The organism is Pantoea sp. GW821-FHT03E06 (assembly GCF_059420725.1).
In genome coordinates, this window is the sequence record NZ_JBWKUG010000001.1 from 64,070 (window position 1) to 84,665 (window position 20,596).

A 20,596-nucleotide genomic window follows, 5' to 3' on the forward strand; every position below is an offset into this window, starting at 1 on the left:
TCGCTTTTGACTCCGTTTGTTGACTCTCGTCGGATGACGTGAGGGGGGGAGGTAGTTCTGGCAGGGTTAGCCATTCTTATTAATTTCTCAGTGGCATTGACCGTTTCTATCATTCCATAGAATAGGGACAGCTATGTCTTACTCCTATCAGTCTGAGATCCCCAAGGCCCGCGTTAACATCCAGCTCAGACTGCACACGGGCAATGCACAGAAAAAGATTGAATTACCCCTCAAACTGGTCGTTGTGGGTGATTACAGTAACGGCGCTGAACAGCGTCCTGTATCTGAGCGTGAAAAGATCAACATTAATAAAAACAATTTCGACTGCGTGTTAGCCGACTTTTATCCTTCTATAAACCTTTCTGTAGCCAACACCCTTGCCGGTGACGGCAGCGAAGAAAACGTCAGCCTCTCCCTCAATGAAATGAAAGACTTCGAGCCGGAGCCGGTCGCCCGTCAAATTCCGCAGCTCAACGCGGTGCTCGCCATGCGCAATCTATTACGCGACCTGAAGGCTAATCCTTCCAAAGAGAAGCACAACCACCTTGAGCGCATTGAACTGCGTTACGAAAAAATCACCTGGACCTACAAAGACGGCAACATCATTCATTCGTACACATGGAGCGAACGCTCCACCGCCTTGTTACCGCACGAACTATTTAGCGTAATCGCTTGAGTGGATGGCGCGGTAGGGGCGGCCTTCAGTCCGCCCGCATGTTCAGAAGCTGATTTGTGGGTGCATCCGATGCGGGTATAGCCACAAACCACTTTCATTATCAGGCCTGCTTACCTTATGCGCTTTGGTTCACGGCGACGGGCGGTAGCGTGTCCGCAATTAGGAGAGTTTTGCTATGGATAGTCAGTCAGCCGCCTTGCTGCGTCGCCTTAACCCGTTCTGTGCGCAGACGCTGGAGGCTGCCGCATCGCTGTGCCAGACCCGCGCACACGCCGAAATTCAGCCGGAGCACTGGCTGCTCAATCAGCAGATTCTGCCGGTGCTGAGCCAGCAGCTGCTGACCCACATAGCTGCGAAGCAAAAACCACACTCCCTGACGCTTGGCTGGAATGAGGAAGAAGAGATTGTGCTGGAATTTGACTGGACTGAAGGAGTGCGCGCATGAGCCCCCATCCCCTAATCAGATTCAGCCACAACCATCATCAGCTGTCGGTGAAGGGATGTGAAGCAGAACTCGATGTGCTGGCGTTTGAAGGCGATGAAGCCCTGAGCACGCCGTTCCGCTACCGCATTGAATTCACAAGCTCTGACCATGCCATCAGCAAAGAAATGATGCTGATGAAAGCGGCCTCCCTGACGCTGCAGGCCCCGGTTGACCAGGGTTACGGCATCAAAATGCAGCAGGCCGTGCGTATCCTTCAGGGCGTGGTGAGTGGTTTTGAACGCCTCAGCACCTCAAAGGATGAAACCCATTATGCCCTGACGCTTCAGCCACGCCTGGCGCTGCTTGACCGTTCGCACCAGAACGCCATTTATCAGGACATGTCGGTCCCACAAATCGTGGAAAAAATTCTGCGCGAGCGTCACAGCATGCGCGGTCAGGATTTCCTGTTCTCACTGACACAGGAATATCCACGCCGTGAGCAGGTGATGCAGTACGGCGAGGACGACCTGCACTTTATTACCCGTCTGTTGGGTGAGATCGGCATCTGGTTCCGCTTTACCACCGACACGCGTCTGAACATCGACGTCGTGGAGTTTTACGACGGTCAACAGGGTTATGAAAAAGGTCTGATGCTGCCATCGGTTCCGCCATCAGGACAGCATTCGGAAGGTGTGGACTCGGTGTGGGGGATGGAAAGCCATCATAACGTAGTGCAGAAGCAGGTCAGCACCCGTGATTACAACTACCGCCAGGCCTCGGATGACATGAACACCCAGGTCGATGCGACCCGCGGGGATGCCACCACCTACGGTGATGCCTATCACTATGCTGATAACTATCTGACGGCGGGAAGTCACCATGACCGCAATCCGGCCCCGGAGTCCGGGGCGTTTTATGCCCGCATTCGCCATGAGCGCTATTTGAATGGTCAGACGCAGACCCATGCCATCACCAGCTGCCCGATCCTCTCTCCGGGGCAGGTGCTGAAAGTCACCGGCGGGTACGAAGTGGCTGAGGTGTTTGCGCATGGCGTGGTCATCACGGCGATGCACAGCCATGCGCGGCGGGATGAAGATTTTGGCGTCAGGTTTGACGGTATCCCGGACAGCACTGATTTTTGCTTCCGACCGAAACCTGGCTCACGCCCGGTGATGGCCGGCACGTTACCGGCCCGCGTCACCAGTACCACCGAAAACGATACCTACGGCCATATCGATAAAGACGGGCGCTACCGCGTCAATATGCTGTTTGACCGCGATAACTGGGAGACCGGGTTCGAAAGCCTGTGGGTGCGTCAGTCACGGCCATACGCAGGCAACACCTATGGCCTGCACCTGCCGCTGCTGGCGGGCACCGAGGTGGCGATTGGCTTTGAAGACGGTAACCCGGACAGGCCTTATATTTCTGGCGTGCTGCACGACTCGGCGCACGGCGACCACGTCACCATCCGCAACTACAAACGCAACGTCCTGCGCACCCCGGCGAACAACAAAATCCGCCTCGATGATGAGCGCGGGAAAGAGCATATCAAGGTCAGTACGGAATATGGCGGCAAGAGTCAGCTGAACCTCGGACATCTGGTTGACAGTGAGAAGCAAAAGCGCGGCGAGGGTTTTGAGCTCAGAACCGACAGCTGGGGGGCTGTACGTGCGCAGAAAGGGATATTTATCAGCGCTGATGGCCAGACGAAAGCACAAGATCAGGTGCTGGAGATGCAGCCGGCGGTCAGCAATCTGGGTGATGCCCGGGAGCAGATGACTTCAATCTCCGATGATGCGCAGAAGGCGACCGCGAACCCCGCTGATCTGCAGGCGCAGGTAAAACTGCTGGAGCAGCAGCTGACGGAGCTCAAGAAATCGGTGCTGCTGATGAGTGCGCCGGACGGCATCGCACTGACCAGCGGACAACATCTGCAGGTATCTGCCGGGCAGAACTTGATCGCCACAGCCGGTAAGAATGCCGATATCAGCGTGGTGAGGAATTTGTTTGTGGGTGTTGGTAATGCGCTCAGCGTGTTTGTGCGTAAGCTCGGCATTAAACTCATTGCTAATCAGGGACCGGTACAGGTACAGGCACAGAACGACTTGATGGAATTAATAGCCCGCAAGGAAATCAGCATCGTCAGTACCGAAGATGAAATAAAAATCATCGCGAAGAAGAAGCTGACTCTGAATGGCGGCGGGAGCTATATCAGGATTGATGCAAGTGCGATTGAATCTGCTACTGCAGGTGAATATCGTACGAAAGCAGGACACTATGGGCGTAAAGCAAGCGCATCAGAAAAGGTCACGATGCCTGTATTTCCTGTAATGGAACCTGGCGAACAAAGTTTACGTTTTGCTTTCCCTGGTGCCGATAGTGTCAGCCAAAGTATGGACTGGATGATAAATCAGCCGTATAGCATTACTGACAGTAATGGGAAAATCCTGTCGGCTGGTACTGTGGATAGTTCAGGTCGCTTCCCGAAAATAGTACTTCCTGAAAGCGATACAATAAACTTAATTATTGGGCGAGAAACCTGGGTTAAAGAAGATCTTTCTATTTCATCAACTGAAGATGACAGTGTGGAGGATCTTGGGGATGAAGAATCTGATGCCGATCTTTATTTAAGTGAGGTAGATTCTGAAGATGATAGGTCATCAGCATTGACTGAATCAATGATCGCAACTTTATTAAATTTAACAAAGGTTAGTTGACAATGTTAAATATGCTTATGAAATTTACGTTGAGTATAGCTATCTTATTTTATAACTTCGATGCATATGCTGCATGTCTGAAAGAAGGGGATAAGGTTGTACTCTCAGGAGTAATGAAAGAAGAGCTGTTTTATGGCCCCCCGAATTGGGGAGAAGATAGGAAGCATGACGAAAAATTACTCTACTGGATCCTGCATTTAAATAGCCCGCTAAAGTGCGTAGTTGATGCTAATAATGAGCAAAAAGGTTGGGGCAGCAATGTTCAGCTCATTATTAACGGTGAAGATTATAAAACTAAACGCAATTTACTTAATCACCATGTCACTGTAGATGGAAATGTTATGCTTGCTGTCACAGGCTATCATATGACTCCAGTTTTACTAAAAGACACCAGTTTTAAACCAACGAAAGAAAAATAAAAAAGGATGATGTATGAGATTTGTAAAAGCGACATACCATCTTGAAACCAAGACGGTTGAGTATGAAGCTGGTGATGGAACTCGTTTGCTAAAAACTGGTGGGACATTGAATTGGAGATTTAACAACCCTGGGAATATTATGGCATTGCCTGATGCAAGTAAGCAAAAAGGGCGGATAGGTGCCGGGACTGTGTATAATCCGAAAGAAAACACATTTGCGATTTTTTCTAGTATGGAGGCTGGGGAGCGTGAAAAATGTGCATTATTGAAGCGAAAATATCGAGATAACACCATCTCTGACATGATGTCGCAGTATGCACCTGAAACCGCAGGGAATGACCCAGTAGCTTATTCCAATTTTATAAGCTCAGAGAGTGGAGTTGCAAAAGATAAAAAAATATCTGACTTGAATGATAATGAATTCGGCAAAGTTGTGGATGCAATCAGTAAAAAAGAAGGTGGCTTGAAGCCCGGTACTGAAAAATGGGTGTATGTGACAAATGTGACTGTTTCTGATGGATCTCGACCAGTTGCTGATGTGCCATTTAAGGCAACACTAGGAAGCACTAGCTACGAGTGGAAAACAGACGCTTACGGCAAGCTCAAGACAATCATCCATACGAAACAAGGAATGGCTATTGTCGTCAAATATACTAATTCTGCTGGAAAAGAGGATGTTGTTTATTCAGCTGTTGCTGGGGATGAAACGAAGAATATACTGCTTACTAGAAACTTTTCTCAATTCTCTGCAAAAACACTTGCCGAGACCCCCAAAGCCCCACGTGAGAAGAGCGCTCAGAAGCCGATAGAGTACATAGTCATGTCAGGAGACTCTCTCTCGAAAATTGCCGATCGTTATAAGACAAGCGCTGATGAAATCGCCAAAAATAATAATATAAAAGATGTGAGTAAGATCTTCCCTGGTCAGAATTTGACGATTTATGGTGTCAATACTAATGGCTCTTCAGTATATATCGTTGCTCCAGGTGACACGTTGGCGAAGATCGCAGAAAAAAATGGTGGGAATGTTGACGATATTGCACAGCAGAATAATATATCAGATCCTAATAAAATATACCCGGGACAATCAATTTCTATAAAAAAAAATGGTAGTAATACTGCTGGCGAGACTGAAAAATCAGCAGTTAATCCTCCAACGTTAAAAACAGCTAGTAAAAAACCACTGCAAAATAGAAAAGTAAATACTAATAAAAAAGCGCTGGAATCGGTTGGGGGGAAAAAATCTGGTAATCCGATAGCGTTACTGCCTCATGATCAGCGAGAGGCTCCATGGATGGCGGTTGCATTTGAAGAGGGTAAGAATAGATGGAAATGGGGACGGGTGAGAGAAGGCGATGGTGGAATAAACTATCATAAGAAAACTGGTATTAATATGTCATCTATGGTGGGTGACTCTAATCCATGGTGTGCTTCTTTTGTAAATTATTGCCTCAAAGAGTCTGGGTATGCAATATCTGGTAGTGCAAGTTCTCAGTCCTTCTCGAAAAATAAGAATTTTGTAAAAATATCTCAGCCTATATATGGTGCAATAGTTGTTTTTCGTAAAAGAGGGTCGTGGACTGGTCACGTTGCCTTTGTGTATTGCAAGTTTAAAGATGGGGAATATGGTGTTTTAGGTGGTAATCAAGCGAATAGTGTGACAGTAAATCCACTGAAGAAAGTTTATCTTGAACAATTAAATTATGAGCTTATAGGGTATTATGTTCCGGCTTCATATCATCCTAACGCGGTTAGGATAGTTAAAAATGGCGGCGACTTATCATCAGATTTTGAAAGTATTGATAAGTTAAGAAAAAATCTTGGGTCTAACATGCTAACACTTGATGATACTAAAACTCGATGAATAATAGATGATTGGTTTACAATGTACGAATATAACCTATATTGGAGATTTCGATGAAATTGTTATTTAGTATTTTATTATTGTTCTGTTCTAATGCTTTTGCAAATGAGTGTATAACAAAAACAGATGTTGACTTTCTGAAAAAAGTATTTATTTCAAACGATAAAAATGGGCTGATTGCCCTTGCTTCTAATGGAGTAAAAGATAATATAATTAATGATGAGGTTTTCAAGAACAAAAGCATTACATTAAAAGGCCTTTCTGAGATTACTTATGCATGGGGGCGGAAAAGAAACGATGGTAGTCCTTTTCACTTAAGTCTTAAATTTCCCGAACAAAAGTTATGTGTTTGGCGGGTAACATTTACTCTACCTAAAAAGATACGAGAACAGTGTGATGATGACGGAGCCTATGGGTATTTCATAAACTTTATTAAAATTGGTAACTCCCTTAAGTTAAGCGATTTCACATCTTTATTTGTCGCACTGGATGATGGCACTTTAGCGTGCTCAAGTGCAAATGAGTTTATGATGCAAAAAAATTATGAGTAATGATAGTGATATCATTATTGGAATGAGGGATGTGGTCGATGAAAAAAGTTATTACCATATTTGTCCTTTTATATTCGTTCAATGTCTTTTCTGGTGATCCTGGCGGTATATCTTTATATGTGAAGCCATTATCATCAGCTATAGATTATAAATACATAATTGATGAGTTTTTCAGAAAATATTATGGTGTTGACAATGTAATTACACCGACATGTGACTCAAAGGACTACACCCCTTATGTAGATGAGACCTATTTAAATACCTCTTTAAAAGGGGTAGACGATCATGATCTTCTTCAAGCTATACATTCTCATGATTCTTGGATAAGAGTAGCTAATATTGAATGACAGAGTGAACATATTTGGCATGCAAATCATTTAGTAAGGATTAAAATGCTATATTAACTGGATTACTTTTTAGGAATAATATGAGGTTTCTTTCTGCAGAATTTCTGTTTATTTATTCTCCCTATGCTTCAGCTAACAAATATATAGCGAAGTCGGATATTTAATCATTGATTACGGTTTCAAAAACAATGATAAGCAATCCCTAATTGATGTGGCTGTTGCTCCAGTAAAACATTATATTGAGAATTATGTACTGATCAAAAATGAATATAGTACACATTACTAATGTATCTGATGCTTACTATGGCTGGGGTGTCGACAAAAATCAAAGTATCCTGTTAACATATCAGCTGTTTTTCCAAATGAAAAAGTGTGTGTATGGAATATATCTTTTGCACTACCGGAGTCCATGAGAAAAAATGTGATGATGATGGTGCTTATGGGTATTTTATTGAATTTAAAAAAGTTAATGGAAAAACAGTTCTGTATAATTTTACCTCTTTGTTTGATACCCTTCCCGACGGATCTTTAGCTTGCAAAGCTGCAAATAAATTTATGTTGCAAAAATAGCTTGTGAATATTGAAGTAAGCATCTGGTTAAAAATGGAGAATGTTATTGATGAATCATTATTCGGCGCCTTTGCTGCTTTTAAGGATGAGCTGTGTATTACTTATTTACCCAGTGAACTCTACTTTTGCTAAGGATCTAATTTCCAGTACAAAGTGGAACGATAACTCTGGCGAACATACACTGGTGATAGAAAAGCAAATTTCCAAAGATCAATCAGGAGAGCATTTGTCAATAAAGCAGTTGACTCAGGGTAATGTTGACTGGGTTCTTAACGATTATGTTAATGACTGTATTCTGGATATAAAGTTAGATGTTGTAACTGATTCGGTAGAGGTGAATAAAACGATTTCTGATGGCGTAGGAACTGTTTTATTTGCCTACAAGATTGGGTGTATTGGTGGACTCGATCCGGTAACCGTCAAGTATTTTGCATATAAATATGGCGTGAAGCACTCCTTAAGAGGAGAAGAGCATATCGTTGTTGAAAGTGGTAGTTATGGTGGAGAAAATCCTCCGATTCCAGATTATAATCTAAAAAAAGACAAGCCACTGTTAAATTACATGCTGAAAAAATGGAAGGCCATTTCAACGACAAAAATAAATTAGCAGTCTGATTTTTACTCCGGCGAATAACTTAGCAGGAAGTTCTTTTCTTGAGTATGGTTTTAATTGTTCAGTAATATGAGAAAATTAATGTCATATACACTTAAACATTTTCCAGAATGCTATCCCAGACCTAAACCTCTGAAATTTTTTCGTTGGCTTATTGCTCTGGTTGCCATGCTTTCGGTCAGTGTTATATTAATGCGTATATTCGGGAGTTATATTGATAACCTGTATTTTTGGAAAATTTCTTTAGGTGTGCCTATTGTTTTGTGGAGTGTTCCGTTTGCTTCTTGTTTGCTTCTGTGGGCATTGCAGGATAGCAAAGCAAATGCTTTCGACAAACAGCGAGAACAATGGATTCTTCGAGAAACCCGTAAGGCACGTCGTGCACTGCAGGTGCTGAATGCAACATTTATTACCGGCCACTCATCAGTTGCTCAGAAAGATACAGCTATTGCCATGCAAAATAACGATAGCATTATTGTTTCGCAGGTCGACCGGGATGGTAATGAAAGCTCCAGGATGAGCCAAATTTCTTCTAGCCCGCAGGACTCGCTAAAATTCGTGATAACGAATATTTTTTTGAAGTTGATTGCTGGCATTCCTTTCGCACAAATCCCTGACAAAGTACCACTGGTAGTATTTTTTGATATAACAACATCGCTGCCTCTGGAGAGTATTCGCCATTACTGGGATGAGGCCTGGCAAAAGAACAATATTACTCTTCCTGTTGAATATGGTGAAGGGAGTGGGCTCAGTGTAATTGACCGCTGGTTGAATGAGCGTATTAAAGATAAAGCAATGTTATTGGTTGTGGGTCTCCAGTTAAAGCCTGTCGATTCTGACAACACAGCTGAGGCCGGTGTTGCTCTGCTTCTTGGCAACCGCCTGACCCAGGAGGCACTCGAACCTCTCGCGCTGCTACACCGGCCAGATGCTGCTCCATCAGGTGAACTGAGCGAGGGGATGAACATGGCCGCCTATAACGTCCCGCTCAAAGAAAATATCGTGAAAAATTTATGGCTTGCCGGGTTGACCGGTGAGCAGCGCGCAGAAGTTATTGGGCGCCAGAATGCACACCCTGCGCAGTCTGTAGAGGATGACGCTGTCATTTCACTCGATACATCCATGGGACATGCCGGTGCCGCAGCCCCCTGGCTGGCTATCGCTGCCGCCACTGAAATCGCCCGACAAACTCTGTCACCACAGATGATTATCTGCGGTGATACCACACAGAATGTGCTGTGGAGCACGCTCATTACCCCGATTGCTTCCCGACAGGAGATGGATCCGTGAAGCTACCTTTAGCACCGAAGACTACGGAAGGCCGCTATCTTGCTGTCGCATTGATTTTCTTTTTGCTGTTAGCTGTTATGACGTTCATGGTCTGGAAGCATCCGGATATAGCCGGGATTGAAGACGGAAGTCAGCAGCAAATTTACTGGCTTATCGCCAGCGGATGTATTTCAGGGTGTGCACTTATCGTATCAGTGGTACTCCTGGCGGCGGTACGTAGTGCCGGAAAACAGGAGTTTAATGCGCTTGTCGACAACACCAACGGTGATGATGAGAAAAAAAAACGGGAAAATGATAAAGCGCCTGCTCATCCTGCGGTAGCCATGTGTAACAGGATTCGGGGACATCTCCGCGCCCGTATTGGCCTCTACTGGCGTCGTAAAACCCGTCTGTTGTTAATCACCGGCGATGAGGCGGCAATCGAACAGCTGGTACCTGGCCTGCAGGAAAACCAGTGGCTTGAAGGTAACCGTACCGTTCTGATTTACGGCGGCAGTCTGACTGCTGATCCGGATAAGGAAAAATACACCACGCTGCGTAAACTGCGCCGCGGGCGTCCGTTGGACGGGATTGTCCGCGTCATGTCACAGTCGTTTAATCTGACGCCACAAATTAGTGACAACGATTTACGCGGGCTGGAAAAAATCAGTGAACTGCTGCGTTATTCCACCCCGGTCTGGCTGTGGCAACTGTGTGACAGCAACTGGTCACAGGCTAAACGCACTGAGCAGGTGGTAGGCGCAAGTTTCCCACAATGCGCTAAAGCGGACGATATTGGCCGCCAGCTTAGGCATCTTCTGCCAGAACTACGGGAACAAGGCGTGAGCCAGATAGTTGAGAACAACAGCCACGACTTCCTGCTGCGCCTGGGCCAGCACCTTAAAGACGGGGGTATCGCCCGTTGGACTCAGCAACTGGTGCCATGGTTATCTGCCTCCCAGCAGCGCGTTCCGCTACGTGGCCTGATGTTCAGTCTGCTGGAGAATAAACCTGCCGATATATCAGAGGAAACAGCTGATGCGAGGAAATATATCCCTGAATCACAACGCCATACGCTGTACCTGCCAGTGACCTGGCAGGGGATCGTTGATGATTGTACCCGCGTGCGTGGCCGCCGCGTCGGTATGGCGTGGGAACAGACGCTGGCCTGGACGCTGATGGCCATTATCGGTCTCTGGGGGGCGGGGATGCTGCTGTCGTTTGCGGTCAACCGCCTGCAGATTGTCTCTGTGGCGCAGCAGGCTCATGCCCTGGTGGAGCATCCTTCTGTATCGGATTACCAGTTGACGGCTCTGCATACCCTGCGTAATGACGCTGGCCGCCTGCAGCACCATATTCAGGAAGGTGCGCCCTGGTACCAGCGCTTCGGTCTGGACCATAACCAGCAGTTGCTCGACGCGATGCTGCCCTGGTATGGGGTGGCGAACAATCACCTGATTCGCGATCCGGCAAATGCCGCCCTGACGCAGAAGCTCAGTATGCTGGCGAATTCTGCCCCCAACAGCGACCTGCGGACACAACTGGCGAAACCGGGCTATGACCAGCTTAAAGCCTGGCTGATGATGGCCCGTCCGGATAAAGCCGACGGCGCGTTTTATGCGCAGACCATGAAATCCGTACAGCCGACACGAATGGGCATATCAACCGGCCTGTGGCAAAGCCTGACGCCGGATTTGTGGGCCTTCTATATCACCGAATTGCCTAAGCAGCCGCAGTGGAAAATCACACCGGATGCGCAGCTGGTCAGCCAGAGTCGCCAGGTGCTGTTGCAGCAGATTGGCCGCCGTAACGCCGAAAGCACGCTGTATCAAAATATGCTCAAATCCGTTCGTCGTAACTTCGCCGATGTGTCCCTGGAGGACATGACCAGTGGTACCGATGCGCGGCAACTGTTTACCACCGAAGAGGTGGTGCCGGGCATGTTTACCCGCCAGGCGTGGGAAGGGGGCATTCAGCAGGCTATCGAGAAGGCTGCAAATTCCCGCCGGGATGAAATTGACTGGGTGCTGAGTGACAGCCGGAAAGCCGTCTCCTCAGACCTGTCTCCGGAAGCCTTGAAAGCACGTCTGACGCAACGTTACTTCACCGACTTTGCCGGCTGCTGGCTGAGCTTCCTCAACAGTCTGCAACTTAATCCGGCAAACAACGTTGCTGACGTTACCGACCAGCTGACGCTGATGAGTGATGTCCGGCAGTCGCCACTGATTGCCCTGATGAATACCATCGCCTGGCAGGGGCAGACCGGCCAGCAAAGCGAAGGCCTTTCGGATTCCATCATCAAATCGGCTAAAGACCTGGTAGGCGGTAAAGACAAGCCTGTGATTGACCAGTCTGCGTCGGGGCCACAGGGGCCGCTCGATGAAACCTTTGGCCCGCTGCTTCAGCTTCTGGGTAAAAACAAAGGCAGCAACGTCATGTCGGCTGACACCTCCCTGAGCCTGCAGACATATCTGACCCGCATTACCCGCGTGCGTCTGCGCCTGCAACAGGTGGCCAGCGCCTCTGATCCGCAGGATATGATGCAGACCCTGGCGCAAACTGTGTTCCAGGGCAAAAGTGTGGATCTCACCGACACCCAGCAATACGGCAGTCTGATTTCGGCAAGCCTTGGCGAAGAGTGGAGCGGCTTTGGCAGCACAATGTTTGTTCAGCCACTGACTCAGGCCTGGGAGACCGTGCTTCAGCCGTCGGCGGCGAGTTTGAATGACAAATGGAGCCGGTCCGTGGTGACGAACTGGCACACCGCCTTTGATGGACGTTTCCCGTTTGCGTCGAGTAAAAGTGATGCCTCCCTGCCAATGCTGGCTGAGTTTTTGCGCAAGGACAGTGGACGTATTGAGCGCTTCTTGTCGACAGAGCTCAGCGGGGTGCTGCACAAAGAGGGCAGCCAGTGGGTGCCGGATAAGGTCAACAGCCAGGGGCTGAGTTTTAACCCGGCCTTCCTGCGGGCCATTAACCAGCTGAGCCAGCTGTCGGACATTCTGTTCACCGATGGCAGCCAGGGCATCAGCTTTGAGTTACAGGCGCGTCCTGTGCCGCAGGTGGTGGAGACGCAGCTAACCATTGATGGACAAAAGCTGCACTACTTCAACCAGATGGCCGACTGGCAGAGTTTCCGCTGGCCGGGAGACACTTACAAGCCGGGGACGATGCTGACCTGGACCACGGTCAACGCCGGCGCGCGCCTGTTCGGAGATTACAGCGGGACCTGGGGCTTTATTCGCTGGTTGGACCAGGGCAAGCGCCAGCAGCTTGACCGCAGCCAGTGGATGATGAGTTTTACTGCACAGGATGGGCGCACATTGCAGTGGGTGCTGCGTTCCCAGCTGGGCAAAGGCCCGCTGGCGCTGCTTGATCTCCGGGGGTTCTCCTTACCAGAGCAGATTTTCAGTGTGGACAGCGCTGCCACGGCGCAGGCACTGATGAATTCGGGAAACAGTGGCATGGACGAGATGGAATAACACAATGAGCACACTGCAGAACGTTGTGACGGCCTGTCAGGCTGATGAAACTCAACTAAAGCTTCAGGCACAGGCGCGAACGAAAAGCTGGGATCGCTGGACTGCCCCCGTCAGTGGCAGTCATCCAACCGGTGAGGATCCCGGGTACGACGATAACTTCCAGCGTATCCGGGAAGAGGTCAACAAACTCTCCGGCATTGATACGGCGCTGATTTGCCAGCTGGCGGAAAAGCTGCTCACCACTGCTGCCCAGGATACTGGAGCAGGCGGACAGCACCTTCTCGCGCGGTGCCAATCATCTCTGACTGGATTTGCAGTGGTATATCCACCAGGCACTGATGAAATCGGGGCAGGATGTACTGGCTGATATCATCGCCGCCGACCTGAAAGGGTTGCTGCGTCGCCTTACCGGGCTTGAGACCCTGGCTTTTAATGACGGTACGCCGTTTGCCGATGAGGTCACGCTGAACTGGATAAACCAGAGCGTACTGGATGATATGTCCGGCTGGCGGGACGAGCTGGTCAGTGCCGCCAGCACGGCCGACAACGATATTTTGGCGCTGGAGTCGGAAGCGCTGGAGAAAGCGGACACTGACGGCCTGGATGCCACACTCCACTGGCTGCAGACACGGCTAGGTACAGATTCCACAAAAGAAAAATGGCTGCTGCGTTTGCTGATCAATCATTAGAGAATTTTGAAAAGGAGTGGTTTTGATGCAAAAATTTCCAATTAAACGCAGGGTTGGAATGTTTTTTGGTATGCTGTGTCTATATGTTCCATTGATCTTGGTGGGGGGAAGGCTTTCCTTAACTACGCTAAGAGAATATTATGAATTCCCATCTGAATTATCATTCTCATCTTTTTTTGTTTATGGTTTTTCCGCTATCTTCATCTTGACTCCAGTAGCATTTTTTTCTTTATGGCCTATTTTTCTAGGACGCAGAGTTTCAATGAAGGTACAAAAATTTGTAACTAAGTACATGATTGCAGTATTCATTGTTACTGTTGCTTTTCAGGTTGGATTTAAAATTTATTTTTCAAACAAAATTGAAAATAAAGGATATGTTGCCTGTCCAGGCACCCCGAAAGCTTGGGTGCCTGGCATGGCAACAAGATACGCCAAAGATCCCCAGAGTTGCCGTTAGTAAATGTCATAGTATGCCCAAAAAAGCTGGTGGAACACCTAATCTAAGATAAAACAGCATATTAAAAAATACATTGGTGACTTAACTTCACAGGTAATTAATTTATGAGTCCAAAACGTAGATTTATTGGAACCCTTATTATTTGGTGTGTTTCATCGTTTGGTTCTTTATGGTTTGCATATGATGCATTTACTGGACTATTTGAATTCGGAAATGAGATTGTTTTTTCACCAACGGTTTCCGCTCTGCTAATGATACCGATAATCCTACTTTTTCCATGTATATATTGGTATCTGGCCTTGCGGCACGGAGGGGAACAGGCAATTATCAAATGCAAAAACACCAATAGGTTTTTTATAGGTTTGGTTGGTGTTTTTCTCGTGAGCTCTATCATCTTTTCCTTTGCATACACTTCAACCCTTCAAAGTAAAGGCTATGTGAAATGCGCTGGTCGCCCGAATGGATGGATGCCGGGAATGGCCACTGAGTATGTACAACCACCATCGGTATGTGGGCAGCGTGAAAATTAATAAGATGTTCCTGTCCTCAGGAACATCATCAGCACAATTTTATTTAGATAATATTATTCATTCGGTAATTATTGAGCAGAAATCAATATGGATGATTTAACCTTACGTTATTACGACGCTGAAATGCGCTACCTGCTGGAAGCCGGTGAAGAGTTTGCCCGCGGACGGCAATGCTCAATCTCGATAAAGCTGGGGCGTGCGACCCTTACGTAGAGTGGCTAGCAGGAGGGGAAAACGAGCTGGCTCTGCATCTGCTGGATGAGCTCGATAGTGCAGCTCAGACAATCACCCTCACGCAGTAGACACCTGCACTGTTGTTTGAAGTGAAATCGCGCCGCCTCAGACTGCTGCGCATGAAAGCCACACGCATTGAAACCGATAAATCACGGTTACAGCCAGAGATGGACCAGCTTCTGGCGGGTCTGATTGCGCTCGATCCGGCAAGCAGTGCAGTGCTGTGCGGATAACCAGGACTTAATTTAGCGAAAAGGGAAGCGTATGGGAGCTGAAGGCTATTATCTGGTGCAGGGCGACAAGACGACCTGTGGCGGGATAATCACCACGGGCGCAGAGGATCACACTCTGTTTGATAAACCTGTGGCACGGGAGCAGGACAGCGTGACCTGCGGTAAACATGCCGGGCTTTTCAGGATAGCCGGTGGTATCGACAACGATACCATTCATGACAGGCGAATGGCCGGAACCCTCAACAGCTACAGTACCTGCCCCTGTAAGGCGAAGTTTATTCCGTCGATGTGGAATGATACATATGAGAAAAGTGGTGGTAGTGCAGATTCTGCAGAGAGAACAACGACAGCGGCAGCCACAACCACTTCATCAGCAACTACTCCATCAGTAACGACTTCCGGGCAGTCGTCAGATCTTAAGAGTAAGCTGCATTGTCAGCATGCTGACGGCGCTATACAGGTTGCTGATTATATACTCAATGAAATTAAAACGAATGTCAGAGGCCAGACTGCAGAAACAATACGTTATTTAATCGACGAAGATACTTTAAAACAAAGGCGCGCTGAGTGGGATAGACTTCCTTTTTATGCAAAGCTGGCTCCCCCTCCTCAGCCAGATTTGCTTGCTGCAATGGCAGTCTGGTATCAGACTGTTAAAACGGGTTCTACTTGGGATCACAAACCGAAGATTCGCGATAGATTTTCGTCGGTTGCAGTTGCGCGACCATTACCCAGAAAAGGGAAACCGTCAAGGTCTTATTACCACAAGTTCAAACAGCATGATTACTTTTATGATGTTTGGTCAAACATACATTATGGCTATGTTGGCCTTAGTGTCGGCTTTTCAGAATCATTGCTCTTAAAAGGTTCTACTTGGGAACAAAACATGACGCCAGGGGCGATTGGTGACGATACGGTGGACGACGTTACGAGCATGAAAATCGGTTTTGCTCTGTTCCATCAACACGGGAAATATGCAGACAGTTTGACTGTGAATAATATACTTGACGCGCTCGAGAAAACAGCTGATGTGTTAATACCTCACTCAAAGGAAAAACATTGGTGCTGGAATACAGATAACCCAGATAAGATTGAGGAGTGATTATGAAAAAGAAAATAGTTCTGGGTTGCATTGTATTGTTTTCGGGGCTATTGGTGCTAATTGCTCACATCTTCCCGACACGACCTTTCGTTACTATTACAAATAATACTAACAAGCCTCTTTTCATATATGCTGGTGAGAGCATCTATGACGTTGACCCCGAGCCTGAAGAAGTTGAGCGAATTATAAGGTCAAAACCTGAAATCATAGCTCCCGGCGAGCAATATGAATTTACTGCCTCGTTTATATCTCTGATTAGAAGAGATGCAGCAATCGATGTCGGTTGGCGGATTGGTGGCCAATATGAATATAATTCAACTGGTGGTGGAGGTCAGAATTTTATTCTTTCATCAACAGCAGGGGCGTGTTCTGTATCGATTAAAATAAACGATGGATTTAATAATAATATATTAGAGGGCACACCTGGTAATTTGTGTTTTAAAAAAATAATGGCATTCAAGTATAAATATTGATCTATGCCCTGCTTTCTTGGAAATACCTGTTTAAAGTTGAAATTTCCAGTATTTAATAATTGATAAGAAATTAATATAAATATATGGATGATTTAACCCAACGTTATTATGACGCCGAAATGCGCTATCTGCTGGAAGCCGGTGAAGAATTTGCCCGTGCTCACCCCGAGCAGGCGGCAATGCTCAATCTCGATAAAGTTGGAGCGCGCGACCCGTCCGTGGAGCGGCTAGCAGGAGGGGAAAAACGAGCTGGCGCTGCATCTGCTGGATAAGCTCGATAGTGCAGCTCAGACAATCACCCTCACGCAGTGGACACCTGCACTGTTGTTTGAAGTGAAATCGCGCCGCCTCAGACTGCTGCGCATGAAAGCCACACGCATTGAAACCGATAAATCACGGTTACAGCCAGAGATGGACCAGCTTCTGGCGGGTCTGATTGCGCTCGATCCGGCAAGCAGTGCAGTGCTGTGCGGATAACCAGGACTTAATTAAGCGAAAAGGGAAGCGTATGGGAGCTGAAGGCTATTATCTGGTGCAGGGCGACAAGACGACCTGTGGCGGGAGAATCACCACGGGCGCAGAGGATCACACTCTGTTTGATAAACCTGTGGCACGGGAGCAGGACAGTGTGACCTGCGGCAAGCATGCCGGGCTTTTTAAAATTGCCGGCGGTATCGATAACGACACTATTCATGATCGGCGTATGGCCGGCACCCTCGACAGTTACAGCACTTGCCCCTGCAAAGCGAAATTTATTCCGTCGATGATGGATGATACGTACGAGAAGAGTAGCGGAGCTTCCGCTACAGAACCAGCAGCAGGCTTTGCAGCACCTGTGCAAACTTCGCCAGAATTGCCGAGTTATCTGACCGGTAAGCAAAAGCCAACTAGATTTGTACCTGATTATCCAGTTTTACGGAATACTCATGATTTACCTGATGGTAATTTGAGGGCTATGCTAAGGCAAACTAATCAGGATGTGATGCTGCTCACTCTTCCAGAAGCTTTCGAAATATTGTCCTCGTGGGGGGCATGGAAACACGGGTGGGTAGCAATAACAGAAAGTGACCCCGGACAAATAGTTGTAAATTATGGAACAAATATCAAGGATGTTGTGACTGCATCCATGTTGATCAACCAATTGGGAAGCTTCAGCATAAAAGCAACAACATATGTAAACCACAACGGTACAGAACTGATAAAAATAAGTGGTTATCCTGGTGTAAGGAAGATATTGAATGCACCTGTGTTTGCGGCTAAAAATCCAAAGATTGTTGATTTGGGAATTGGTAAATATGGGTTTGCAAAATCTGTTGTTGAAGGAGCACGGCTGACATTTTATGTTGCAGCCGCTTATAGGACTATTGATTTCATTTTGAACGATGAGAGGTCTTTAGCTGAATTCATAGGATCTCTGGCTACTGATGTAGTGAAAATCGGCATTGTATCAGTAGTCACATTTGTCGTTGGAAGTGTCGTAGTAACCCCGTTGATTGCATTTAACCTTGTAATAGTCATTGGCGTTGGATTTTTTGCTGCCTGGGGTTTAAATAAGCTGGACCAGAAGTTTGGTGTGACAGACAAAGTAGTTGAGTACATTGATGCGGCTCAACAAGAATTTACTGAAAAAGCTAGAGAAATGGAAGACGGTTTTTGGGACTTAGGTGCTATGCTTGCAGGGCAAATGTTAAAAAAAGGAAAGCAAATTATAGAATCAGAGATTAGGGGATATTTGAGAGATTCGATTGGCGATATTACCAAAAGGACATACTAATATATGAATAAAAAAAACAAGGCTGTTTTTTCAGTTGTTATATTGTTGGTTGTTTCTATTGTGTCATTTTGCTTTTGGTTGAGCGAAATTTCTGATTATCTAGAATTCCCTGAAGAGATTGTTTTTTCGTGGATGTCATTAAGTCTTATATCGATACCGATAATGTTTGCATTTCCCTTATACTGGTTTTTTCTCTCACTTCGACATGGGGATAAACATGCACTTAAAAAAGTGAATGGAATTATGCCGCTTTTTAAGTTTATGTGTGTATTTACTTTTGCATTGTCATGTGCGATGTCGTTTGGTTATTTATCAGCACTAAAAAGCAAAGGTTACATTCTTTGCTCGGGAGTACCCTCTGGATGGACACCAGGAACAGCAAGCAAATATGTAGTTGATAAAAAATTATGCTTCAATTCGGGTTTTCAACATGAAAGATAGAGTTCGCGCATTTTTCGCTATCATTATCATTCTTGGGTTATGTTTTCTGAGTTTTTATCTTGGTGGAAGTATATTTAAAGAATATTTCAGCTTTGGTGATGAGATTGTTTTTTCATGGTTAACCGTTGCTTTAGTTGCGTTGCCTTTTGTAATGACATTCCCATTGGCCTATTTTATTCTGGTTCTCTTCAAGGGTAATGAGTTTGCTTTCAGGAAGATGGATTATTATGTCGTTTATTTAAAATGGGGTTGCATTGCTATCGTTGTACTGGGTCTGTTGTACTCCATCCTCTATCCCAAAGAGCTGCTTAGCAGAGGATATGTACGCTGCAATGGTATTCCATTGGGCTGGATGCCAGGCACAGCCACTCGTTATGTAAAAGAAAGATTTTCCTGTAAACCATATTGATGAGCGACCTTTTCTATTTGAAGTCGCCTGCCGGTTTTTTGGAATTCCCTTCATCGCTCATCACGCAGTAATTAACTAAACAGAAACTACTATGGACGACTTAACTCTGCGTTATTACGACGCCGAAATGCGCTACCTGCTCGAAGCGGGTGAAGAATTTGCTCAGGCCCACCCAGCAGGCGGCAATGCTTAATCTTGATAAAGCGGGCGCACGCGACCCGTATGTGGAACGCCTGTTCGAAGGTTTTGCTTTCCTGATGGGGCGGCTTCGCGAGAAGCTGGACGACGATCTGCTGGAGCTGACCGAAGGTCTGGTCAGCCTGCTGTGGCCGCATTACCTGCGCACCATCCCGTCCTTGTCAGTGGTCGAATTTTCTCCGGACTGGCTCCAGATGAAGGAGCCGATGCGGGTAGCCAAAGGCTTCGAGGTTCATTCCCGACCAATTGGTGAGAAGGGCACGCGCTGCCGCTACACCACCACAAAGGAAATCAGCCTGCAGCCGCTGTCGCTGGCACGGGCGAGTCTGGCAACCGATACGGATGGCCGCTCAGTCGTGACGCTGCGTTTCAGTTGCAGCAGCCTTGAGGACTGGAGCCGTCTTGACCTCAGCCATATCCCGCTCTATCTCAACGCTGATGCACCACTGGCCTGTGCCATGCACGAAGCCTTTACCATGAACGTGGCCCGGATGTGGCTGCGTCTTCCAGGGGAGGTGGACAGAAGGCCACTTGATGGGTATTTCACCGCGCTGGGATTTGGCGATGATGACGACTTGTGGCCGAAGGGAAGCAGCAGCTTTAGCGGCTATCAACTGCTGCTGGAGTACTTTACCTTCCGTGAGAAATTCATGTTCACGGGGCTACGTGGGCTGGAGACCGTGGCCTTTCCGGCTGAGCTCCCATGGTTTGGAATCGACGTGGTACTGACTGAGCGCTGGGAGCATGACTTCAGCTTTACCGAAAAGCATCTGCGCCTGAACTGTGTGCCGGTGATTAACCTGTTCCCGCTGGAATCTGAACCGCTGACGCTCAATTCTCTGCAAACAGAATACATGCTGCGCCCAATGCGCGTGCAGGATGGTCATACCGAGATATACGCTGTCGGTTCGGTGATGTCATCAAGCCAACATACCTACGTGCCGTTTTCGAGCTTCCGCCACAAAGGCGGAATGATGCGCCATGAAGCCCCGGAATATTACTACCACACTCGTGTGCGTCGCGGTCCGTCAGGTCTGCATAACACCTGGCTTATCCTCGGCGGTGAAGCCTTTGATAACCACACGGTACCGGAAGACGAAAGCCTGTCGCTGACGCTACCGGAC

Annotated in this window: 19 protein-coding genes and 5 pseudogenes; all 24 read left to right on the forward strand. The window is 47.2% G+C overall.

Translation table 11 applies throughout. The annotated features are described in order from the left end of the window. The first annotated feature begins 133 nt into the window (after nucleotides 1-133). Nucleotides 134-676 carry a type VI secretion system contractile sheath small subunit gene (gene tssB, locus AC07WB_RS00295; protein WP_097095436.1) on the forward strand — a complete coding sequence of 181 codons (543 nt, stop codon included), beginning with the start codon at nucleotides 134-136 and terminating at the stop codon, nucleotides 674-676. 175 nt (nucleotides 677-851) lie between these two features. Then, on the forward strand, nucleotides 852-1,121 hold the full coding sequence (locus AC07WB_RS00300; protein WP_097095435.1) for a hypothetical protein: 270 nt from the start codon (nucleotides 852-854) through the stop codon (nucleotides 1,119-1,121). Further along, nucleotides 1,118-3,817: a type VI secretion system Vgr family protein gene (locus AC07WB_RS00305; RefSeq protein ID WP_097095434.1), complete on the forward strand. Its 2,700-nt coding sequence runs from the start codon at nucleotides 1,118-1,120 to the stop codon at nucleotides 3,815-3,817. The genes AC07WB_RS00300 and AC07WB_RS00305 overlap by 4 nt, the downstream gene beginning before the upstream one ends. Before the next feature lie 2 nt (nucleotides 3,818-3,819). After that, on the forward strand, nucleotides 3,820-4,236 hold the full coding sequence (locus AC07WB_RS00310) for a DUF4431 domain-containing protein (RefSeq protein ID WP_097095433.1): 417 nt from the start codon (nucleotides 3,820-3,822) through the stop codon (nucleotides 4,234-4,236). Between the two features lie 13 nt (nucleotides 4,237-4,249). Further along, nucleotides 4,250-6,100 (forward strand): TIGR02594 family protein, encoded by a 1,851-nt coding sequence (locus AC07WB_RS00315; RefSeq protein WP_097095432.1) that lies wholly within the window; start codon nucleotides 4,250-4,252, stop codon nucleotides 6,098-6,100. Nucleotides 6,101-6,153: 53 nt separating this feature from the next. Beyond that, on the forward strand, nucleotides 6,154-6,651 hold the full coding sequence (locus tag AC07WB_RS00320) for a sugar ABC transporter permease (protein ID WP_320204468.1): 498 nt from the start codon (nucleotides 6,154-6,156) through the stop codon (nucleotides 6,649-6,651). Between the two features lie 38 nt (nucleotides 6,652-6,689). Beyond that, nucleotides 6,690-6,998 (forward strand): hypothetical protein, encoded by a 309-nt coding sequence (locus tag AC07WB_RS00325; protein ID WP_141400229.1) that lies wholly within the window; start codon nucleotides 6,690-6,692, stop codon nucleotides 6,996-6,998. A gap of 378 nt (nucleotides 6,999-7,376) precedes the next feature. Continuing rightward, nucleotides 7,377-7,568, forward strand: coding sequence for a hypothetical protein (locus tag AC07WB_RS00330; RefSeq protein ID WP_320204467.1), 192 nt, complete (start codon nucleotides 7,377-7,379; stop codon nucleotides 7,566-7,568). Nucleotides 7,569-7,617: 49 nt separating this feature from the next. Next, nucleotides 7,618-8,175, forward strand: coding sequence for a M949_RS01915 family surface polysaccharide biosynthesis protein (locus tag AC07WB_RS00335; protein WP_097095431.1), 558 nt, complete (start codon nucleotides 7,618-7,620; stop codon nucleotides 8,173-8,175). A gap of 87 nt (nucleotides 8,176-8,262) precedes the next feature. Further along, entirely contained in the window at nucleotides 8,263-9,471 is a 1,209-nt protein-coding gene (locus AC07WB_RS00340) for a KPHS_23130 family T6SS system protein (RefSeq protein ID WP_494939868.1), read from the forward strand. Then, nucleotides 9,468-12,932, forward strand: a complete 3,465-nt coding sequence (locus AC07WB_RS00345) for an ImcF-related family protein (protein WP_097095429.1) — start codon at nucleotides 9,468-9,470, stop codon at nucleotides 12,930-12,932. The genes AC07WB_RS00340 and AC07WB_RS00345 overlap by 4 nt, the downstream gene beginning before the upstream one ends. 4 nt (nucleotides 12,933-12,936) lie before the next feature. Beyond that, nucleotides 12,937-13,299 (forward strand): hypothetical protein, encoded by a 363-nt coding sequence (locus AC07WB_RS00350; RefSeq protein WP_444505490.1) that lies wholly within the window; start codon nucleotides 12,937-12,939, stop codon nucleotides 13,297-13,299. Then, nucleotides 13,187-13,612, forward strand: a pseudogene (locus AC07WB_RS00355) (type VI secretion system domain-containing protein); the annotation flags it as partial. The gene AC07WB_RS00350 and the pseudogene AC07WB_RS00355, both read left to right, overlap by 113 nt. A 34-nt stretch (nucleotides 13,613-13,646) precedes the next feature. Further along, nucleotides 13,647-14,078 carry a DUF1240 domain-containing protein gene (locus AC07WB_RS00360; protein ID WP_097095428.1) on the forward strand — a complete coding sequence of 144 codons (432 nt, stop codon included), beginning with the start codon at nucleotides 13,647-13,649 and terminating at the stop codon, nucleotides 14,076-14,078. Nucleotides 14,079-14,182: 104 nt separating this feature from the next. Further along, nucleotides 14,183-14,608, forward strand: coding sequence for a DUF1240 domain-containing protein (locus AC07WB_RS00365; protein ID WP_141400228.1), 426 nt, complete (start codon nucleotides 14,183-14,185; stop codon nucleotides 14,606-14,608). 87 nt (nucleotides 14,609-14,695) lie between these two features. After that, nucleotides 14,696-14,877: pseudogene (locus AC07WB_RS00370) on the forward strand (type VI secretion system baseplate subunit TssF); the annotation flags it as partial. 229 nt (nucleotides 14,878-15,106) lie between these two features. Beyond that, nucleotides 15,107-16,177, forward strand: coding sequence for a polymorphic toxin type 44 domain-containing protein (locus AC07WB_RS00375; protein ID WP_494939869.1), 1,071 nt, complete (start codon nucleotides 15,107-15,109; stop codon nucleotides 16,175-16,177). A gap of 2 nt (nucleotides 16,178-16,179) precedes the next feature. Then, entirely contained in the window at nucleotides 16,180-16,650 is a 471-nt protein-coding gene (tsiR, locus tag AC07WB_RS00380; RefSeq protein ID WP_176519139.1) for an immunity protein TsiR, read from the forward strand. An 83-nt stretch (nucleotides 16,651-16,733) separates the two neighbouring features. After that, nucleotides 16,734-16,889, forward strand: a pseudogene (locus AC07WB_RS00385) (type VI secretion system baseplate subunit TssF); the annotation flags it as partial. Continuing rightward, a pseudogene (locus AC07WB_RS00390) lies at nucleotides 16,882-17,127 on the forward strand (type VI secretion system domain-containing protein); the annotation flags it as partial. The pseudogenes AC07WB_RS00385 and AC07WB_RS00390, both read left to right, overlap by 8 nt. A gap of 31 nt (nucleotides 17,128-17,158) precedes the next feature. Continuing rightward, entirely contained in the window at nucleotides 17,159-18,424 is a 1,266-nt protein-coding gene (locus tag AC07WB_RS00395) for a PAAR domain-containing protein (RefSeq protein WP_097095425.1), read from the forward strand. A 3-nt stretch (nucleotides 18,425-18,427) separates the two neighbouring features. Further along, nucleotides 18,428-18,865, forward strand: a complete 438-nt coding sequence (locus AC07WB_RS00400) for a DUF1240 domain-containing protein (protein WP_097095424.1) — start codon at nucleotides 18,428-18,430, stop codon at nucleotides 18,863-18,865. Beyond that, nucleotides 18,855-19,274, forward strand: a complete 420-nt coding sequence (locus tag AC07WB_RS00405; protein ID WP_141400227.1) for a DUF1240 domain-containing protein — start codon at nucleotides 18,855-18,857, stop codon at nucleotides 19,272-19,274. The genes AC07WB_RS00400 and AC07WB_RS00405 overlap by 11 nt, the downstream gene beginning before the upstream one ends. A 91-nt stretch (nucleotides 19,275-19,365) precedes the next feature. After that, nucleotides 19,366-20,590: pseudogene (gene tssF / locus AC07WB_RS00410) on the forward strand (type VI secretion system baseplate subunit TssF); the annotation flags it as partial. Between the last annotated feature and the right edge of the window lie 6 nt (nucleotides 20,591-20,596).

Bases quoted from the DNA above. Each gene is read 5' to 3' on its own strand.
- tssB (WP_097095436.1), top strand. From the start codon at position 134: ATGTCTTACTCCTATCAGTCTGAGATCCCCAAGGCCCGCGTTAACATC.
- AC07WB_RS00300 (WP_097095435.1), top strand. From the start codon at position 852: ATGGATAGTCAGTCAGCCGCCTTGCTGCGTCGCCTTAACCCGTTCTGT.
- AC07WB_RS00305 (WP_097095434.1), top strand. From the start codon at position 1,118: ATGAGCCCCCATCCCCTAATCAGATTCAGCCACAACCATCATCAGCTG.
- AC07WB_RS00310 (WP_097095433.1), top strand. From the start codon at position 3,820: ATGTTAAATATGCTTATGAAATTTACGTTGAGTATAGCTATCTTATTT.
- AC07WB_RS00315 (WP_097095432.1), top strand. From the start codon at position 4,250: ATGAGATTTGTAAAAGCGACATACCATCTTGAAACCAAGACGGTTGAG.
- AC07WB_RS00320 (WP_320204468.1), top strand. From the start codon at position 6,154: ATGAAATTGTTATTTAGTATTTTATTATTGTTCTGTTCTAATGCTTTT.
- AC07WB_RS00325 (WP_141400229.1), top strand. From the start codon at position 6,690: ATGAAAAAAGTTATTACCATATTTGTCCTTTTATATTCGTTCAATGTC.
- AC07WB_RS00330 (WP_320204467.1), top strand. From the start codon at position 7,377: ATGGAATATATCTTTTGCACTACCGGAGTCCATGAGAAAAAATGTGAT.
- AC07WB_RS00335 (WP_097095431.1), top strand. From the start codon at position 7,618: ATGAATCATTATTCGGCGCCTTTGCTGCTTTTAAGGATGAGCTGTGTA.
- AC07WB_RS00340 (WP_494939868.1), top strand. From the start codon at position 8,263: ATGTCATATACACTTAAACATTTTCCAGAATGCTATCCCAGACCTAAA.
- AC07WB_RS00350 (WP_444505490.1), top strand. From the start codon at position 12,937: ATGAGCACACTGCAGAACGTTGTGACGGCCTGTCAGGCTGATGAAACT.
- AC07WB_RS00360 (WP_097095428.1), top strand. From the start codon at position 13,647: ATGCAAAAATTTCCAATTAAACGCAGGGTTGGAATGTTTTTTGGTATG.
- AC07WB_RS00365 (WP_141400228.1), top strand. From the start codon at position 14,183: ATGAGTCCAAAACGTAGATTTATTGGAACCCTTATTATTTGGTGTGTT.
- AC07WB_RS00375 (WP_494939869.1), top strand. From the start codon at position 15,107: ATGGGAGCTGAAGGCTATTATCTGGTGCAGGGCGACAAGACGACCTGT.
- tsiR (WP_176519139.1), top strand. From the start codon at position 16,180: ATGAAAAAGAAAATAGTTCTGGGTTGCATTGTATTGTTTTCGGGGCTA.
- AC07WB_RS00395 (WP_097095425.1), top strand. From the start codon at position 17,159: ATGGGAGCTGAAGGCTATTATCTGGTGCAGGGCGACAAGACGACCTGT.
- AC07WB_RS00400 (WP_097095424.1), top strand. From the start codon at position 18,428: ATGAATAAAAAAAACAAGGCTGTTTTTTCAGTTGTTATATTGTTGGTT.
- AC07WB_RS00405 (WP_141400227.1), top strand. From the start codon at position 18,855: ATGAAAGATAGAGTTCGCGCATTTTTCGCTATCATTATCATTCTTGGG.